The sequence below is a fragment of the Streptomyces sp. NPDC021562 genome (genome assembly GCF_040640875.1).
Taxonomy (GTDB): Bacteria; Actinomycetota; Actinomycetes; order Streptomycetales; family Streptomycetaceae; genus Streptomyces.
Genome location: NZ_JBFACN010000001.1, coordinates 473,585 through 490,721 on the forward strand (window position 1 = coordinate 473,585; position 17,137 = coordinate 490,721).

General features: G+C 73.7%; 12 protein-coding genes. 8 read left to right on the forward strand and 4 right to left on the reverse strand.

The annotated features are described in order from the left end of the window. Positions 1 to 76 precede the first annotated feature (76 nt). From cyc2 to AB0G52_RS02205, 4 genes are all read left to right on the forward strand, one after another. Positions 77 to 2,242 (forward strand): germacradienol/geosmin synthase Cyc2, encoded by a 2,166-nt coding sequence (cyc2, locus tag AB0G52_RS02190; RefSeq protein ID WP_361332852.1) that lies wholly within the window; start codon positions 77 to 79, stop codon positions 2,240 to 2,242. A 159-nt stretch (positions 2,243 to 2,401) separates the two neighbouring features. Further along, entirely contained in the window at positions 2,402 to 2,959 is a 558-nt protein-coding gene (locus AB0G52_RS02195; protein WP_361332855.1) for a PDZ domain-containing protein, read from the forward strand. A gap of 138 nt (positions 2,960 to 3,097) precedes the next feature. Then, a complete protein-coding gene (locus tag AB0G52_RS02200) occupies positions 3,098 to 4,225 on the forward strand; it encodes an aminopeptidase P family protein (protein WP_361332858.1) in 1,128 nt (375 codons plus the stop codon). A 74-nt stretch (positions 4,226 to 4,299) separates the two neighbouring features. Further along, on the forward strand, positions 4,300 to 5,247 hold the full coding sequence (locus AB0G52_RS02205) for an aminoglycoside phosphotransferase family protein (protein ID WP_361332861.1): 948 nt from the start codon (positions 4,300 to 4,302) through the stop codon (positions 5,245 to 5,247). A 50-nt stretch (positions 5,248 to 5,297) separates the two neighbouring features. On the opposite strand, the gene treZ is transcribed toward AB0G52_RS02205, so the two are convergent. Then, positions 5,298 to 7,043, reverse strand: coding sequence for a malto-oligosyltrehalose trehalohydrolase (treZ, locus tag AB0G52_RS02210; RefSeq protein ID WP_361332864.1), 1,746 nt, complete (start codon positions 7,041 to 7,043; stop codon positions 5,298 to 5,300). 175 nt (positions 7,044 to 7,218) lie between these two features. Between treZ and AB0G52_RS02215 the strand changes: the two genes are divergently transcribed. The 3 genes from AB0G52_RS02215 (at position 7,219) to AB0G52_RS02225 (ending at position 9,673) form a co-directional block, all read left to right on the forward strand. Then, positions 7,219 to 7,770, forward strand: a complete 552-nt coding sequence (locus tag AB0G52_RS02215) for an FHA domain-containing protein (protein WP_132890080.1) — start codon at positions 7,219 to 7,221, stop codon at positions 7,768 to 7,770. Between the two features lie 119 nt (positions 7,771 to 7,889). Beyond that, positions 7,890 to 9,257 carry a M14 family zinc carboxypeptidase gene (locus AB0G52_RS02220; RefSeq protein ID WP_132890179.1) on the forward strand — a complete coding sequence of 456 codons (1,368 nt, stop codon included), beginning with the start codon at positions 7,890 to 7,892 and terminating at the stop codon, positions 9,255 to 9,257. After that, positions 9,254 to 9,673, forward strand: a complete 420-nt coding sequence (locus AB0G52_RS02225; RefSeq protein ID WP_361332868.1) for an SSI family serine proteinase inhibitor — start codon at positions 9,254 to 9,256, stop codon at positions 9,671 to 9,673. Before AB0G52_RS02220 ends, AB0G52_RS02225 begins: the two co-directional genes overlap by 4 nt. Before the next feature lie 348 nt (positions 9,674 to 10,021). On the opposite strand, the gene AB0G52_RS02230 is transcribed toward AB0G52_RS02225, so the two are convergent. The 3 genes from AB0G52_RS02230 to glgX form a co-directional block, all read right to left on the reverse strand. After that, positions 10,022 to 11,272: a M14 family zinc carboxypeptidase gene (locus AB0G52_RS02230; protein WP_132890078.1), complete on the reverse strand. Its 1,251-nt coding sequence runs from the start codon at positions 11,270 to 11,272 to the stop codon at positions 10,022 to 10,024. Between the two features lie 297 nt (positions 11,273 to 11,569). Further along, positions 11,570 to 13,915, reverse strand: coding sequence for a malto-oligosyltrehalose synthase (gene treY, locus AB0G52_RS02235; RefSeq protein WP_361332871.1), 2,346 nt, complete (start codon positions 13,913 to 13,915; stop codon positions 11,570 to 11,572). Positions 13,916 to 13,998: 83 nt separating this feature from the next. After that, positions 13,999 to 16,107, reverse strand: coding sequence for a glycogen debranching protein GlgX (glgX, locus tag AB0G52_RS02240; RefSeq protein WP_361332874.1), 2,109 nt, complete (start codon positions 16,105 to 16,107; stop codon positions 13,999 to 14,001). 196 nt (positions 16,108 to 16,303) lie between these two features. On the opposite strand from glgX, the gene AB0G52_RS02245 reads away from it, so the two are divergent. Beyond that, complete coding sequence (locus AB0G52_RS02245; protein ID WP_361332877.1) at positions 16,304 to 17,119, forward strand: Tat pathway signal sequence domain protein; 816 nt, start codon at positions 16,304 to 16,306, stop codon at positions 17,117 to 17,119. The last annotated feature ends 18 nt before the right edge of the window (positions 17,120 to 17,137 follow it).

The following is a 17,137-nucleotide window of genomic DNA, read 5'->3' on the forward strand; positions in this document are numbered from 1 at the left end:
CGCTCCGGTTCACGCGATGGTGTGATCATGTGTCCCGGCCGGGATGGCCGTCGGGGCGCGCGGGTAGGGCCCGGCCATGACGCAGCCGTTCGAACTCCCGCACTTCTACATGCCGTACCCCGCGCGGCTCAACCCGCACCTGGAGGAGGCTCGAGCCCATTCCGCCGAGTGGGCCCGGGAGATGGGCATGCTGGAGGGTTCCGGGATCTGGACCCGGGCCGACCTGGAGGCACACGACTACGGCCTGCTGTGCAGTTACACCCACCCCGACTGCGACGGACCCGCCCTGTCGCTGATCACCGACTGGTACGTGTGGGTGTTCTTCTTCGACGACCACTTCCTCGACATGTACAAGCGCACCCAGGACCGCGCCGCGGGCAAGGCCCACCTGGACCGGCTCCCGCTGTTCATGCCGCTCGACCTGTCGGCACCCGTGCCGGAACCGCGCAACCCCGTCGAGGCGGGCCTCGCCGACCTGTGGCGGCGCACCGTGCCCGCGATGTCGGCCGACTGGCGCCGCCGGTTCTCGGTCGCCACCGAGCACCTGCTGAACGAGTCGATGTGGGAGCTGGCCAACATCAACGAGGGGCGGATCGCCAACCCCGTCGAGTACATCGAGATGCGCCGCAAGGTCGGCGGCGCCCCCTGGTCGGCGGGGCTCGTCGAGTACGCCACGGCGGAGGTGCCGGCCGTCGTCGCCGGCTCGCGGCCGCTGCGGGTGCTGATGGAGACCTTCGCCGACGCCGTCCACCTGCGCAACGACCTGTTCTCCTACCAGCGGGAGGTGGAGGACGAGGGCGAGAACAGCAACGGCGTGCTGGTCCTGGAGACCTTCTTCCACTGCTCCACCCAGGAGGCCGCCGACACGGTCAACGACATCCTCACCTCCCGTCTCCACCAGTTCGAGCACACCGCCCTCACCGAAGTGCCCGCCCTCGCCGCCGAGAAGGGCCTCGCCCCCCACCAGACCGCCGCGATCGCCGCCTACACCAAGGGCCTGCAGGACTGGCAGTCCGGCGGCCACGAATGGCACCTGCGCTCCAGCCGCTACATGAACCAGGGCGCCACCTCACCGGCCGTCCCCTGGCAGAGCCCGACCGGCCCCGGCACGTCCGCCGCGGACGTCGGCGCCCTGCTCGCCACGGCCGCCGCGGAGCGTCTGCGGGCCTACTCCCACGTGCCCTTCCAACAGGTCGGCCCCTCCCCGCTGCCCGACTTCCACATGCCCTACGAGGTGGAGCTCAGCCCGCACCTCGACGCCGCCCGGCCCCGGCTGACCGCGTGGATGCACACCACCGGCATGCTCGCCGAGGGAGTCTGGGACGAGGACAAGCTCGCCGCCGCGGACCTCGTGCTCTGCGCCGCGGGCCTCGACCCGGACGCCACCCCCGCCGAACTCGACCTCGCCTCCCGGTGGCTGGCCTGGGGCACCTACGCCGACGACTACTACCCGCTCGTCTTCGGCACCCGAGGTGACCTGGCCGGCGCCAGGCTCGCCACGGCCCGCCTCTCCGCCTGCATGCCCGTCGCCGACGAGCCCGTACCCGTCCCCGTCTCCGGGATGGAACGCGGCCTGGCCGACCTGTGGGCCCGCACCACCGCCGGAATGGGACCCGAGGACCGGATCGCCCTCAGGCGGTCCGTCGACGAGATGACCGAGAGCTGGCTCTGGGAGATGTCCAACCACCTCCAGCACCGCATCCCCGACCCCGTCGACTACCTGGAGATGCGCCGGGCCACGTTCGGCTCGGAACTCACCCTGAGCCTGGCCCGCCACGGCCACGGCCCCGCCATCCCCCCGGAGGTCTACCGCAGCGGCCCGGTCCGCTCCCTGGAGAACGCCGCCACCGACTACGGCATGCTCGTCAACGATGTCTTCTCCTACCAGAAGGAGATCCAGTACGAGGGCGAGCTCCACAACGCGATCCTCGTCGTCCAGAACTTCTTCGGCGTCGACCAGCCGACCGCGCTCCGGGTCGTGCACGACCTGATGACCCAGCGCATGCAGCAGTTCGAGCACGTCATCGCGAACGAACTCCCCGTGGTGTACGACGACTTCGCACTGTCGGCGGAGGCCCGGGAGGCCATGGGAGCATACGTCCGGGACCTGCAGAACTGGATGGCGGGCATCCTCAACTGGCACCGGCACGTCGACCGCTACCAGCCCGACCACCTGGCCCGCCGGGCCCACGGCTTCCTCCCGGACCGCCCACCGCTCGCCCCGAGGATCGGCGTCCGCTGACGGCCGGCGCGGGATCCCCGTCCCTGCCCGAGGAGCACGGGGTACGGGCGGCGCGGGCCGGGGGGTGACCCCTTCCACCGTCCGCCCGGGGACAGTCTCACTCGTTCGTGGCTCGTCGCGCCCGCGTGCGCCGGGTAGGGCTGGGGCTGGAGGCGAACCATGGAACAGACCGTTTTGCGTCCCAAGCCGATTCCCGGTCAGGGACGCGGGGGCGACCCCCCACCCGAGCCGGTCCTGCGCCCGCACGCCGCGCGCCGCCGCGGCAGCCGGATCCGGAATCCCCTGCTGGGCCTGCTGGCCGGCACGGTCCTGGTGCTGTCCGGCGTCGGACTGGGCGCGGCGGGCGCCACGGTGATCGGCATGCGCGAGCCGGCCGGGCCGCACCACCAGGCCCCGCCGCCGACGGCGGGGCCCGCCGCCCCGTCCGGCACCCCGAGCCCGTCGTGGTCGGTCGCCGCGACGCTGGGAGTGGAGGTGGTGGACGCCGGGAGGGCGGGAGCCGTGGTGGTGGGCGTCCACGTGCCCGGCCCGGGCTACACGGCGGGCCTGGTGCGGGGCGACGTACTGCTCCGGCTCGGCGGGACGAGGATCGACAGCGCCGCCGACCTGGCACGGGCGGTGACCGGGGCCCGCCCGGGGCAGGAGGTGAGACTCACGGTGCGGCACGAGAGCGGGGTGTACCAGCGGCTGACGGTGGTTCCCGGGATCGTGACCTGATCCACCAGGGGCGCGGGCCGGGGCGGCGCCGTCGCACACGACGGCCTTTCCGTGCAAACCGGCTCGCGCCGCCCCGCGACACCCGGCAGGATGCTCCCCGAGGCGTACCGCCCCCTCACCCGCGCAAGGAGGCCCTGGATGACCGGCAGCAAGCCCGCGCCCTTCACCGCCGACGACTACCGGGCCCGCATGACGCGCGCGGCGCACACCGCGGCGGACGCTGGGCTCGCCGGCCTCCTGATCGCCCCGGGCCCCGACATGGTGTGGCTCACCGGCTACACCCCCACCGCCGTCACCGAACGGCTCACCCTCCTCGTCCTCACCCCCGGCCGGGACCCGGTCCTGGTCGTCCCCACCCTGGAGGCCCCGGACGCCGAGAAGGCCGAGGGCGCGCGGGCCCTCACCCTGCGGGACTGGACCGACGGCAAGGACCCCTACGCGGTCACCGCGGACCTGCTCGGCACCACCGGCCGGTTCGGCATCAGCGACAACGCCTGGGCCATGCACCTGCTGGGTCTCCAGAAGACCCTCCCGGACACCTCGTACGCCTCCCTCACCGACGCGCTGCCCATGCTCCGCGCCGTGAAGGACGCCGCCGAGCTGGAACTCCTCGCCGCCGCCGGAGCCGCCGCCGACGAGACGTTCGAGGAGATCCGCGGGGTCCCCTTCGCCGGCCGCCGCGAGTCGGACGTCGGTCACGACCTCGCCGACCTGCTGCGCCGCTTCGGCCACGAACAGGTCGACTTCACCATCGTCGGCTCCGGCCCCAACGGTGCCAACCCGCACCACGAGGTCGGCGACCGCGTCATCCAGGACGGCGACATGGTCGTCCTCGACTTCGGCGGCCTCAAGGACGGCTACGGCTCCGACACCACCCGCACCGTGCACGTGGGTCCGCCGACCGCGGAGGAACGCGAGGTGCACGACGTCGTGCGGGCCGCCCAGGAGGCCGGCTGGCGGGCCGTGCGCCCCGGCGTCGCCTGCCAGGAGGTCGACCGGGCCGCCCGCGCGGTCATCACCGACGCCGGGTACGGCGAGTTCTTCATCCACCGCACGGGCCACGGCATCGGCGTCACCACGCACGAGCCGCCGTACATGATCGAGGGCGAGGAGCAGCCGCTCGTGCCCGGGATGTGCTTCTCCGTGGAACCCGGCATCTATCTGCCCGGCCGCTTCGGCGTGCGGATCGAGGACATCGTCACGGTGACCGACGACGGCGGCCGTCGTTTCAACAACACCACCCGCGAGATGGTCGTCGTGGGCTGACCGCCCCGGCACCGGCCCAGGCCCCCGGAGCACCACCTCGCCCCCACCCACCCCGAACGGCAACGGCGCGACCCATGACCCAGGCACCGACTCCCACCGCGGACACCGTCCGCCGACTGGTCCGTTCGCTGCTCAAGGAGAGCGCGGACGCCGCCTCCGGACCCGAGGTCCGGCCCGTCGCGGAGGGGGGCGAGCACTCCACCTGGTGGGTGGGCGCCCGCCATGTGCTGCGCCTCGCCCCGGACCGCGACGCCGCCGTGCGCCAACGCCGCGAGCTGCGCCTGCGCGACCTGGTCCGCCCGCACCTGCCCGTCGCCGTCCCGGCCAGCGTCGCGCACGGCGAGTGGTCGCCGGGGCTGACCTACACGCTGGACACCGTCATCCCCGGCGGCACGGCCGAGGAGCACGACGTCTCCGCGGTCGGCGAGGCCGATCTGGCCGGGCTGCTCACCGGGCTGCGCGAGGTGCCCGTACGGCAGGCCGAGACGCTCGGCGTGCCCCGCGCCGCGCCGCGCTCCCTGGAGGCGCTGCGCCGGATGGCCGTGGCCGCCGCCGAACGCCTCACCGCCGCCGACGAGTTCGACCCGGCCCGGCTGCACCAGCTCACCCGGCCCGGCGCGGCCCAGCTCGCCGCGCAGCCCGGTACGGCCGTCCTGGCCCACCACGACCTCAAGGGCGAGCACCTGGTGGTCAGCGCCGACGGCAGGGTGCGCGGCGTCCTCGACTGGACCGACGCGGCGATCGGCGACCCCGCCGAGGACATCGCCGGCCTCGCCCTCGCGGTCGGCTCCGGCGCGGCCGTCCGCGCGGCCACGCTCGCCGGGTACGGCGCCCGCCCCTGCCTGCGCGGTCTGTGGCTGGCCCGCTGCGACACCGTCATCCGCCTCACCGACCGCCTCGAAGGCCGCGACGACAGCCCCCTGCCGCTGCTGCGCGGCCAACTCCGGCACGCCTGGGAGACGATCCTGCTGGAACGCGTGACGGAGCCGCGCGAGGACACCGAGCCCGACGAGGAACCGTAGACCGCACGGACGCCCCCCACCGGGCCGACCCACGGCCCCCGCGGGCGTGTTCACGCCTGTGTCAGCACCACGCAGGACTCGCCCGGCACCCGCAGCACCCCGTCGGTGTCCGGTGCCGTCACCGGGTCCCACGCGGCGAGGACCTCCACCCGGCCGGTGCCGAGCGGGATGGCCGCCTGCGACGCGCCCAGGTTCACCGCCACCCGTACGTCCCCGCGGCGGAACGCCAGCCAGCGGGCCGCCCCGTCGTACGCCACCTTGGTGTCCGCCAGGTCGGGGTCGGTGAGGTCGGGCTGTTCGTGGCGCAGGGCGATCAGCCTGCGGTACCAGGCCAGTACGCGCGCGTGCGGCTCGCGTTCCGGTTCCGACCAGTCCAGGCAGGACCGGTCCCGGGTCGCCGGGTCCTGCGGATCGGGCACGTCCTCCTCCGCCCAGCCGTGCGCCGCGAACTCCCGCCGCCTGCCCCGGCGTACCGCCTCCGCCAGATCCGGGTCCGTGTGGTCGGTGAAGAACTGCCACGGGGTGCCGGCCGCCCACTCCTCGCCCATGAACAGCATCGGCGTGAACGGCGCCGTGAGCGTCAGCGTGGCCGCGCAGGCCAGCAGGCCGGGGGAGAGGGACGCCGAGAGCCGGTCGCCCTGGGCGCGGTTGCCGATCTGGTCGTGGGTCTGGGTGTAGCCGAGCAGCCGGTGCCCGGCCACCCGCGCACGGTCCAGCGGACGGCCGTGGTGGCGGCCCCGGAAGCTGGAGTAGGTGCCGTCGTGGAAGTAGCCGCCGGTGAGCGTCTTGGCCAGGGCGGCGAACGGGTCGCGTGCGAAGTCGGCGTAATAGCCCTGCGACTCGCCGGTCAGCGCGGTGTGCAGGGCGTGATGGAAGTCGTCGTTCCACTGCGCGTCGAGGCCGAACCCGTGCTCCGCGCGCGCGGTGATGACCCTGGGGTCGTTCAGGTCGGACTCGCCGACGAGGAACAGCGGACGGCCCGACTCGGCGGCGAGGCCCGCCACCGCGGCCGACAGCTCCTCCAGGAAGTGGCACGCGCGCGTGTCGCACAAGGCGTGCACCGCGTCCAGGCGCAGCCCGTCGACGCGGTAGTCCCGCAGCCAGGCCAGCGCGCTGCCCACCAGGTACGCGCGCACCTCGTCGGAGCCGGGCGCGTCCAGGTTGACCGCCGCGCCCCACGGCGTGTGGTGCGTCTCGGTGAAGTAGGGCCCGAACGCGGGCAGGTAGTTGCCGGACGGCCCGAGGTGGTTGTGCACGACGTCCAGGACGACGCCGAGCCCCAGCGCGTGCGCCCGGTCGACGAACCGTTTCAGTGCCTCGGGGCCGCCGTACGGCTCGTGCACCGCCCAGAGGGAGACCCCTTCGTACCCCCAGCCGTGCCGGCCGGGAAACGGGCACACCGGCATCAACTCCACGTGCGTGACGCCCAGTTCCACCAGGTGCTCCAGCCGGTCCGCGGCCGCGTCCAGGGTGCCCTCGGAGGTGTAGGTGCCCACGTGCAGCTCGTAGAGCACCGCGCCCGGCAGCCCGCGGCCCGGCCAGGCGGCCCGCCACTCGTACCGGCCGTGGTCGACGACCGCGCTGAGCCCGTCCGGCCCGTCCGGCTGGCGGCGCGAGCGCGGGTCGGGCAGCACGGGACCGTCGTCCACCGCGAACCCGTACCGGGTGCCGTCCTCTGCGTCCGCCTCCCCGGCCCACCAGCCGGACCGCCGTGGATCACGCTCCATCGCGCGCGTGGCGCCGTCACAATGGAGCGTCACCCGGTCTGCCTGCGGTGCCCACACCTCGAACTGCACGGACGGTCCCCTTCGTCTGGCTCATCGTGAGGTAGTCCTCCCATCGTGCCGCGAAAGAGATCAATCCGCTTTTGAATCGGCGCTTTCCCGGCGGGTGTCGCCGTACGTACGCGCGCGTGACGGCCGTTTTCCCGTTTTCTGGACACCCGGGGTTCACTGACCCAGAATCGGCAGCGTGACGTCGTCCTTCGAGTTCAACACCTACCCGGCGCGGCTGTCCGACGCGGAGCGCGACAAGGCGCTGAGCGTGTTGCGGGACGGCGTCGCCATGGGACGGCTGTCGCACGACACCTTCGTGCGCCGCATGGAGCTGGCGCTCGCCGCCCGCCGCGCGGACGAACTCGCCGCGCTCACCGCCGACCTGCCCCAGGAGAGCCGCTTCGCGCGCCTGCTCTTCGGCGGCGTCGAGGCCGTCTCCGGCTTCACCGTGCGGCTGCGCCGGGCCTGGCAGGCCGAGCGGCTGCCCAAGCTGCTGCTGCCGCACCCGGGCCACGGCCACCCGCTGCGCATCGGCCGCGATCCCGCCAACGGCCTGCGGCTCAACCACGAGACGGTCTCGCGGGTGCACGCCGAACTCCGCCACCAGGGCGGCCTGTGGATCCTCAGGGACCTCGGCTCCACCAACGGCACGACCGTGAACGGCCGCCGGGTGACCGGCGCGGCCGTCGTGCGCGAGGGCGACCAGGTCGGCTTCGGCCGGATGTGCTTCCGGCTCGCGAGCGCCTGACCGCCCCGTCGTAGGAGTTGGCCGAAAAGTGTTTGTCGGCAGCGGTGTTGACGTACCCGACGAGTCGTGACTGACTGTGTGTACGCCTTACACATCATGTGAACCGACGGCACCGCTTTGTGGAGGTGTGTGTCCTGCCGCCCCTCCTCCGCTATCCGTCCGTCGACGAACTGGCCTCCCGGGCGGCCGCGCTGGTCGCCGACCGCCCCCGGGACGCCCGGCTGCGGAGGGTCGGGACCTCCCGCGCGGGCACCCCGATGTGGCTGCTTTCCATCGGTCACGGCACCCGGCACGCCCTCGTCGTCGCGGGCCCGCACGCCAACGAACCCGTCGGCGGCGCGACCGTGCTGCGCCTCGCCGACCGGGTCCTCGCCGACGCCCGGCTCACCGAGGACGCCGACGTCACCTGGAACCTGCTGCTCTGCCTCGACCCGGACGGCTCCCGCCGCAACGAGGGCTGGCTGGCGGGCCCGTACACCCTCGGCCACTACTTCCGGAACTTCTTCCGGCCCGGCTTCCTGGAGCAGCCCGAGTGGCTGCCCGAGGGACCGGACGCCGTGGCCCTGCCCGAGACCCGGGCGCTGCTCGGCCTCCAGGACGAACTGCGGCCCTTCCTCCAGTGCTCGCTGCACGGCGTCGACGTCGGCGGCGGCTTCGTCGAACTGACCCGCGACCTGCCGGGGCTCGCCCGGCGTGTCGCGCACACCGCGACCCGGCTCGGCATCCCCCGGGAACTCGGCGCCTACGACACCCTGTACTGGCCCACCCTCGGTCCTGCCGTCTACCGCGTGCCGCCGCCCCGGCGCGGCGACCTGGCCGCCGCCATCACCGAGGCGGCCGTCGAGTCCACCTGGTTCCACCCGCACCGGCACGGCACCGTCACCGCCATCGTCGAGGCACCGATGTGGGGCGTGGCCGCCGTCCAGGACGGCGCGCCGCCCGCCGACCGGGACGCGGCGCTGCGCGCCGTCAGCCGGACCCTGCGCCACGACACGGTCCTCCTGGACGCCGTCCTGGCCCGGATCAGGCCCCAGCTGGCCGCGGCACCGGACGCGGCCCGGCTGCTCGCTCCGATCGACGACTACCTGCTCGTCGGTCCCGGCCTCGCCCACGCCTGGGACCCCGGCACCGACGCCGGCAGCGCCCGGCCGCTGCCCCCGCTCAGCGCCGCCCACCTGGCCGCGCTGCGCATCGCGGGGCGCCGGCTGGCCCTGCGCACCGCCGGGCTGCTGCACCGGCTGCTGCGCGGCACGGGGCGGGACCCGGCCGGCGCCCTGCCCGAGCTGGACCGGCTGATCGACACCTGGTGCGCGGACTACGAGGACAACCTGGGCGCCCGGTGGATCCCGGTGGCACGCCAGGCCGAGTACCAGACCCGTGTGGTCCTGAGCGCGTTCGAACTGGCGCACCGCCACGCGCGCGTGGCCGCTCGTTCGGGTGAGCCGGGCTGGGGGAGCGAGCCCGTCCTGCCGATGCACGGGGAATGACCCGTCTCAGCAAAGCGACAGCGACCTGCGGTGCCCTGCTGGCGTCCGCAGCCCTGCTCGCCGCCGTCCCCGCCCCCGCCCAGGCCGTCGCACCGCGCCCCGCGGGGAGCGGCGACTACCTGTACCTGACCGTCACCCGGGGCGACGGAGCCTCCGCCACGCGCGGCGCGCTGCTGCTGTGCGACCCGCCCCAGGGGTACGCACGCGCGGCCGACGCCTGTGCCGAACTGGACGCGGTGGGCGGCGACATCGCGCGGCTCGCCCCGGTCAAGGGCGCGGTGTGCCCGATGGTCTACGCGCCGGTGACCGCCCAGGCACGGGGGGAGTGGAACGGCCGGCCGATCGAGTACCGGGAGAGGTTCTCCAACGCCTGCGTGCTGGCGTCCCGCACGGGCCCGGTCTTCGCCCTGACCTGACCCCACCCGTCCCGCCCCCCGACCCGCCAGGCCCGACCCGCCAGGCCCGGCCCGACCAGGCCGACCCGCCAGGTCCGCCCCGTCCGACCTGCCAGGCCCGGCCCGTCCGACCTGCCAGGTCCGGCCCGTCCGACCTGCCAGGTCCGGCCCGTCCGACCTGCCAGGTCCGCCCCGTCCGACCTGCCAGGCCCGGCCCGTCCGACCTGCCAGGCCCGGCCCGTCCGAGCCGCCAGGCCGATCCGACCAGGCCGACCCGCCAGGGCGGGCCCGACCCGCTCGACCCGGCCCGATCAGGCGGCCCCGCGCGGCCCGACCCGGCCGACCCCTGCGGCCCGCCGGGCACAGGGCTCACGCTGCCAGGTCGCGGGCGTGCTGTGCTGCCGCCAGTACCGTCCGGGACTGGTGCTCCACCTGGCGCTCCAGCGGCACCCAGCGGGCCTGGAACCGCGCCGCGTACGCGTCGCACCAGGAGGCCACCAGCTCCTCCAGGTGCGGCGCCGCGCGGTCGTCCGCCTCCCGCAGCACCCGCAGCAGCATCGACGCCGCCCGTAGCGGCAGCCGCCGCCCGAAGGCGTCCACGCTGCCGATGTACGCCCTGGTGGTGTCGATCGGCGGCCGCAGGATCCAGTCCTGCGCCAGCCCGGGGATGAGCCCCAGCGCCCACCGGGCCGCCCGCAGCAGCGGCCCGTCCGGGCCGTCCAGCCGGGGCAGCGCCTCGGCCAGCACCCGCTCCACCTCCCGCGAGTCCCGCAGCAACCGCCGTGCCAGCCGCCGCATCGCCGCCGCCGGCGCCGGGTGCGGCGCCGGGTCGTCGACCAGGTCGCTCGCCCACATCGGCACCTCCACCACCGCCGTCAGACCGCCGTAGCGGTGCGCGTGGTACCAGGTGCTGTGCCGTGCGTCGTCCGGCATGCTCGGGTACGCCAGCCCCACCCCGGGCTCCGGCATCACCCGCACGCCGGGCCCGGAGGCCGGCCAGCCCGCGGCGTCCGAGGCACCCGTCTCCACCGGGATGTGCAGCTCCGCGGCGGACTTGGCGAACGGCTCGGCGAGCCCCGGTACGTCCCTCGTCAGCTGCACCCAGCTGCCGCCCAGATCGGTGCCGTGCAGGGACACCTGGAGGTAGGGGCGCAGCTCGTCGATCACCCCGAGCAGGGCCACGGTCTCGGGCGGCAGACGGTCGGGCGGCAGCACCGAAGGCGACCACTCCGGCTGCTCGGGACCCGACGGGCGGTAGAAGCCGAGGTGGTAGTCGAACAGGCTGCGCGGCGCCGGAGTGACGTGGAGACTCGCGCCGTCCGGGTCCGCGCACAGCAGGAAGTGCCAGGAGGTCTCCGTCCGCAGCCCGCGTTCGTTCAGCACCCGCTCGGCCAGTGCCTGGAGCGTGCCGCCCCCGGCCGGCTCGTTGGCGTGGGCGCCCGCGACCACCAGCACGGCCCGCCGGGCGTGTCCCACGGAGAGCAGGTGCAGCGGTCTGCCCGCGCGGGAGACGCCGATCTGCCGCAACCGGCACAGGCCGGGCCGCAGAGCGGCCAGTGCCCGGGCGGTCGCGACCAGTTCGGGAACGCTGGGGTAACGCAGCTCCGGCAGGAGACTCACCCCCGTCTTGTCCGCCCTGCTTCGCTTTCCCCAGTCCCCCACGTGATAAGTGAACTGTCAAGAACCTCCCCGGGAGGCTCCGGGGGGCGCCCGAAGGCATGCCCGGTGGTCTCTCCGGGCCGTCGTCGCAGGCAGGCTCCCGGAGCGCGGCCGGGGCGCGGACGGGCTCCGCGCACCCGGCCTCGACGTGAGCCGCGCACCACCGGCGCGAGCAACACCTCAAGCATGCTTCAAGTTCACTCTTAAGGGTGAACTCGTGCGGGTGAATTCCTGCGGGCGAAGGTACGGGGATGCGCCTCAGTCGGCCACGCGCTCCAGCAGCGCCACCGGCAGCCCTTCGAACAGGTCGGCCACGCGCGCGTGCCCCGTGAACTCCCGGCCCGGCGTCAGCACGTCGGCCCACCGGCCCGGCGGCAGCGGCAGGACCGTGTCCCGCCAGCCGCCCGCCGCGGCCAGCCGGAGCGACAGCCGGGTCACCGCCGTGACCACCGCGCCGGAGCGCGCGAACGCCACACAGTGCGCCGCCGCCGGGCCGTCGGCCGCCAACGGGGTGTACGTCGCCGCGTCGCCGAAGGCGTCCGGCCGTCGCGCCCGCAGCCGCAGCGCCGCCGCCGTCACCGCGTCCTTCTCGCCCGGACCGGCGGGCGGGAACGCCACGGGACGCCGGTTGTCCGGGTCCACCAGCGCCCGGAACTCGCCCTCCGTGCCCTGATAGACGTCCGGCACCCCCGGCATCGTCAGATGGACCAGTGCCGTGCCGAGCACGTTCGCCCGGACCGGCGCGGCCAGCGACGCGCGCAAGGCCGCCACCCGCTCGCCCGGCGCCCCGCACGGCCCCGCCGCGACGAACGAGTCCACCGCCTCCTCGTACGACGGCTCCTGCTCCGTCCAGCTCGTGTGCAGGCCGGCCTCGCGCACATGCTTCAGCAAGGCCCCCCGTACCCGCTCCGGGGCGGCCGGACCGAGTCCGAACACCGTCTGCCAGGCGGCCCACGCCAGCTGTGCGTCCGGCGCGCCCCCGCCCTCCCGGGCCACCTCGTCGAGCACGTCCGCCCAGCGCTCCGGAGACTCCGTCAGCACGGCCAGCGCCGCGCGCACGTCGGCGCTGCGCTTGGTGTCGTGCGTCGTCACCACGGTCCCGGTGAGCGGCCAGTCGCGCTGCACGCGCGCGCAGTACGCGTGGAAGGCGTCGGGGGAGACGCCCGGACGGCCCGGGTCGCCGCCCACCTCGGTCGCCGCGAGGAGCGGCACGTAGCGGTAGAACGCCGTGTCCTCCACGGACTTGGCGCGCAACGCCGAGGCGGTCTGCGCGAACCGTGTACGCAGCTCGTCGGAGCCCGGCGCGTCCCCGGCCAGCAGCAGTCCGCGCACCACGTCCACCGCGCCGCCCTCCTCGGGCACCAGGAACTCCCGCCGGGCCTCCTCGGCGGCCTGCTCCGTGACCACCGCGGCCGCGTCGTCGACGCCGTACGGCCGGTACACCCGCAGCCGTACCAGCAGCTCCTGGAGGGCCGTGCGCAGTGCCCAGGGCGCCCGGTCGCGCAGCGCGGGGTCCGGCGAGGCCGCGCACACCCGCGTGGCCACCCGCGTCAGCCGGTCCGTCTCGGTGGCCAGCTCGTGGGCGACCACCTGGTACGCCGCCTGCCGGACCGTCGCCTCCCAGTCACCGCCGCGGTCGGTCGCCGGAGCCGCGAACCGCCGGTAGTGGCCGATCAGTTCATCCGCCCCCGCGGGGTCCGTGAACAGGCCGTCCACGTGCCGCAGCGCGTCGTACCCGGTGGTACCGGCGACCGGCCAGGCGGCCGGCAGGTGCTCGTCGTCGGCCAGGATCTTCTCCACCACCGTCCAGCGGCCGCCGGTCGCCTCGTGCAGCCGGGCGAGGTAGCCGGTGGGGTCGGCGAGCCCGTCGGGGTGGTCGATCCGCAGGCCGTCCAGCACGCCCTCGTGCAGCAACTGGAGGATCTTGGCGTGCGTGGCGTCGAACACCTCGGGGTCCTCCACCCGCACCCCGATCAGCTCCGAGATGCTGAAGAACCGGCGGTAGTTCAGCTCCGTCCGGGCCAGCCGCCACCACACCGGGCGGTACCACTGGGCGTCCAGCAGCTCCGGCAGCGGAAGATCCGCGGTGCCCTCGCGGAGCGGGAAGGCGTGCTCGTGGTAGCGCAGCACGTCACCGTCGACCGTGAGCTGCCCGAGCACTTCGCCGACCGGCGCGCCGAGCACCGGTACCAGCAGCTGTCCGCCCTGCGCCTCCCAGTCGACGTCGAACCAGCGCGCGTACGGCGACTTCGGGCCCTCCCGCAGCACCTCCCACAGGGCGTGGTTGTGCCGGGGCGACATGGCCATGTGGTTCGGCACGATGTCCACGACCAGACCGAGGCCGTGCGCCCGCGCGGTGCCCGAGAGCGCACGGAGCCCGTCCTCGCCGCCGAGTTCCTCGCGCACGCGCGCGTGGTCGACGACGTCGTAGCCGTGCGTGGAGCCGGGGACGGCCTCCAGGACGGGGGAGAGATGGAGGTGGGAGACACCGAGCGAGGCGAGGTAGGGCACCGCGGCCTCGGCGGCCGAGAAGGGGAAGTCGGGCTGGAGCTGGAGCCGGTAGGTGGAGGTCGGCACGGCGGGGGCGGTTCGCGCGGCTGTCATGCGGACGTATGTACCCGTCTCGTCGGGATTCGTGTCACGGGGCGGTTCGGTGGGGTCCGGTCGCGCCTGCGTGGCGCACATGCCTACGCCGGCCTCTTCAGGACGGTCAGGCTCCGCTCCACCAGCGTCAGCTTCGCCCCCGCGTCCACCTCCCGCCCCGGCGGCACCCCCTCGGCCGACGCGGTGTCGACCACCACCTCCCACTGCCGTCCGTGGTTCACCGGCACCACGAACTCCAGCGGCTCCGGAGACGCGTTGAACATCAGCAGGAACGAGTCGTCGGCGATCCGCTCCCCGCGCGCCCCCGGTTCCGAGATCGCGTTGCCGTTGAGGAACACCGTCAGCGCCGAGGCCTGCGCCGAGTCCCAGTCCTGCTGGGTCATCTCATGGCCCTCGGGGGTGAACCAGGCGATGTCGGAGAGTTCGTCGTGGGTGCCCTCCACCGGCCGGCCGTGGAAGAAGCGGCGGCGCCGGAAGACCGGGTGCTCCTTGCGCAGCCGCGCCATCGCGCGCGTGAAGGCCAGCAGTCCGGTGTCGTCCTCGGGAGCCGGCCAGTCCACCCAGGACAGCTCGTTGTCCTGGCAGTACGCGTTGTTGTTGCCCTGCTGGGTGCGCGCGAACTCGTCGCCGTGACCGATCATCGGCACGCCCTGGGACAGCATCAGGGTGGCGATGAAGTTGCGCATCTGCCGGGCGCGCAGTTCCAGCACGCCGGGGTCGTCGGTGTGCCCCTCGACCCCGCAGTTCCACGAGCGGTTGTGGCTCTCGCCGTCCCTGTTGTCCTCGCCGTTGGCCTCGTTGTGCTTCTCGTTGTACGCCACCAGGTCGTGCAGGGTGAAGCCGTCGTGGCAGGTCACGAAGTTGATGGAGGCCAGCGGCCGGCGGCCGTCGTCCTGGTAGAGGTCGGAGGAGCCGGTCAGCCGGGAGGCGAACTCCGCGAGCGCGCGCGGCTCGCCGCGCCACAGGTCGCGCACGGTGTCGCGGTACTTGCCGTTCCACTCGGTCCACAGCGGCGGGAAGTTGCCCACCTGGTAGCCGCCCTCGCCCACGTCCCATGGCTCGGCGATCAGCTTCACCTGGGAGACCACCGGGTCCTGCTGCACGAGGTCGAAGAACGACGACAGCCGGTCCACCTCGTGGAACTGCCGGGCGAGGGTCGCCGCGAGGTCGAAGCGGAAGCCGTCGACATGCATCTCGGTCACCCAGTACCGCAGCGAATCCATGATCATCTGGAGCACGTGCGGGGACCGCATCAGCAGCGAGTTCCCGGTGCCGGTGGTGTCCATGTAGTAGCGCGGATCGTCGGTCAGCCGGTAGTACGACGGGTTGTCCAGACCCCGGAAGGACAGCGTCGGACCCAGGTGGTTGCCCTCGGCGGTGTGGTTGTAGACCACGTCCAGGATCACCTCGATCCCGGCCTCGTGCAGCGCCCGGACCGCCGACTTGAACTCCAGCACCTGCTGGCCGCGGTCGCCCCAGGAGGCGTACGCGTTGTGCGGGGCGAAGAAGCCGATGGTGTTGTAGCCCCAGTAGTTGTTCAAACCCATGTCGACCAGCCGGTGGTCGTTCACGAACTGGTGGACCGGCATCAGCTCCAGCGCGGTCACCCCCAGCTCCACCAGGTGCTCGATCAGCGCCGGGTGCGCGAGGCCCGCGTAGGTGCCGCGCAGTTCCTCGGGCAGGCCCGGATGGCGCATGGTCAGGCCCTTCACATGGGCCTCGTAGATCACCGTGTGGTGGTACTCGGTGCGGGGCCGGCGGTCGTCGCCCCAGTCGAAGTACGGGTTGATCACCACCGACGTCATGGTGTGCGGCGCGGAGTCCAGGTCGTTGCGCTTTTCGGGATCGCCGAAGTGGTAGCCGTACACCTCCTCGCCCCAGCGCACCGACCCGCTGACCGCCTTCGCGTACGGGTCGAGCAGCAGCTTCGCCGAGTTGCAGCGCAGCCCGCGCCCGGGGTCGTACGGGCCGTGCACCCTGAAGCCGTAGCGCTGGCCGGGCATCACGCCCGGCAGGTACGCGTGCCGTACGAAGGCGTCGCTCTCGCGCAGCTCCACGGCCGTCTCGGAGCCGTCGTCGTGCAGCAGACACAGCTCCACTCGGTCCGCGGTCTCGGTGAACACCGCGAAGTTGGTCCCGGCGCCGTCGTACGTCGCGCCGAGCGGATATGCCTCTCCAGGCCAGACCTGCATGAAGTCGACTCTTCCAGGTGTGCGTTACGCCCGAGGGCGCCTTGGTCATGAGTCTGCCCGAAAGTAATGGAACCCCTCCTGACTTACGTCCCTCTTACCCGGCGACCAGTGCACACAGTGCTCCATGGGGCGAAGTGTGCCGAACCAGTGGGGCAGACACGTACTCCCGATGACCAAGGGGGAGTAGGGGGAAGATGTGCGCGACATAGTGCACCGCCATCTGGGCAAGGTGGTGGCCGGTGCGGGACTGGCGGTGGCGGGGACCGCCGTGATGGTCGGGATCACCCTGCCGGGGACGGCGGGGGCCGACGAACCACAGGGGCGCGACAGGACCGGGGCGGTCGCCGCGCAGCAGGCGGGCCAGGGGCAGGACGCCGTCAAGGGCGGCGTGGTGGAACAGGCGCCCGCCGAGGGCGCGAAGGGCACGGGCAGTGACCCGCTGACCGACGACGAGACCTGGCGCGTCGAACAGCTCGCCCTGAGCCGGCAGATGCTCGACGCCGGCGAGAACGTCGAGGGCCGCCGCGGCCCGCAGCGGCTCAGCGTCGACCTCGCCGAGCCGGACGCGGAGGAACTGGACAGCGCGCACGCACCACGGCGCGCGGACGCCACGTTCTACGACTACCGCGACGACAGCCTCGTCACCCGGACCGTCGACCTCGCCTCCGGCAAGGTCGAGCGGACCACCACCCGGCGGGGCGTCCAGCCGCCGCTCAGCCACGACGAGAACGTCGCGGCCCTCGAACTGCTGATCGCCGACCCGCTCGGCGCCGGCCTGAAGGCGGACTTCAAGGACGCCACCGGTCAGCGGCTGACCGACCCCGAGCGGCAGCTGCTGCTGAACAGCGCGGTCTACCGCGCCGTCCCCGGCGCCCAGCCGGCCGCACTCGACAAGTGCGGCGAACACCGCTGCGTGCGGCTCTTCCCCAAGGTGAAGAACGGGCCGTGGATCGACGCCAGGTCGTTCGTCGTCGACCTGAGCGCGCGCAAGGTCGTGAAGCTCGGCCGCTGAGCCCGGCTCCCCGTTCAC

Coding starts and splice junctions, on each gene's coding strand:
- cyc2 (WP_361332852.1), top strand. CDS start 77: ATGACGCAGCCGTTCGAACTCCCGCACTTCTACATGCCGTACCCCGCG.
- AB0G52_RS02195 (WP_361332855.1), top strand. CDS start 2,402: ATGGAACAGACCGTTTTGCGTCCCAAGCCGATTCCCGGTCAGGGACGC.
- AB0G52_RS02200 (WP_361332858.1), top strand. CDS start 3,098: ATGACCGGCAGCAAGCCCGCGCCCTTCACCGCCGACGACTACCGGGCC.
- AB0G52_RS02205 (WP_361332861.1), top strand. CDS start 4,300: ATGACCCAGGCACCGACTCCCACCGCGGACACCGTCCGCCGACTGGTC.
- AB0G52_RS02225 (WP_361332868.1), top strand. CDS start 9,254: ATGACCCGTCTCAGCAAAGCGACAGCGACCTGCGGTGCCCTGCTGGCG.
- treY (WP_361332871.1), bottom strand. CDS start 13,915: ATGACAGCCGCGCGAACCGCCCCCGCCGTGCCGACCTCCACCTACCGG.
- glgX (WP_361332874.1), bottom strand. CDS start 16,107: ATGCAGGTCTGGCCTGGAGAGGCATATCCGCTCGGCGCGACGTACGAC.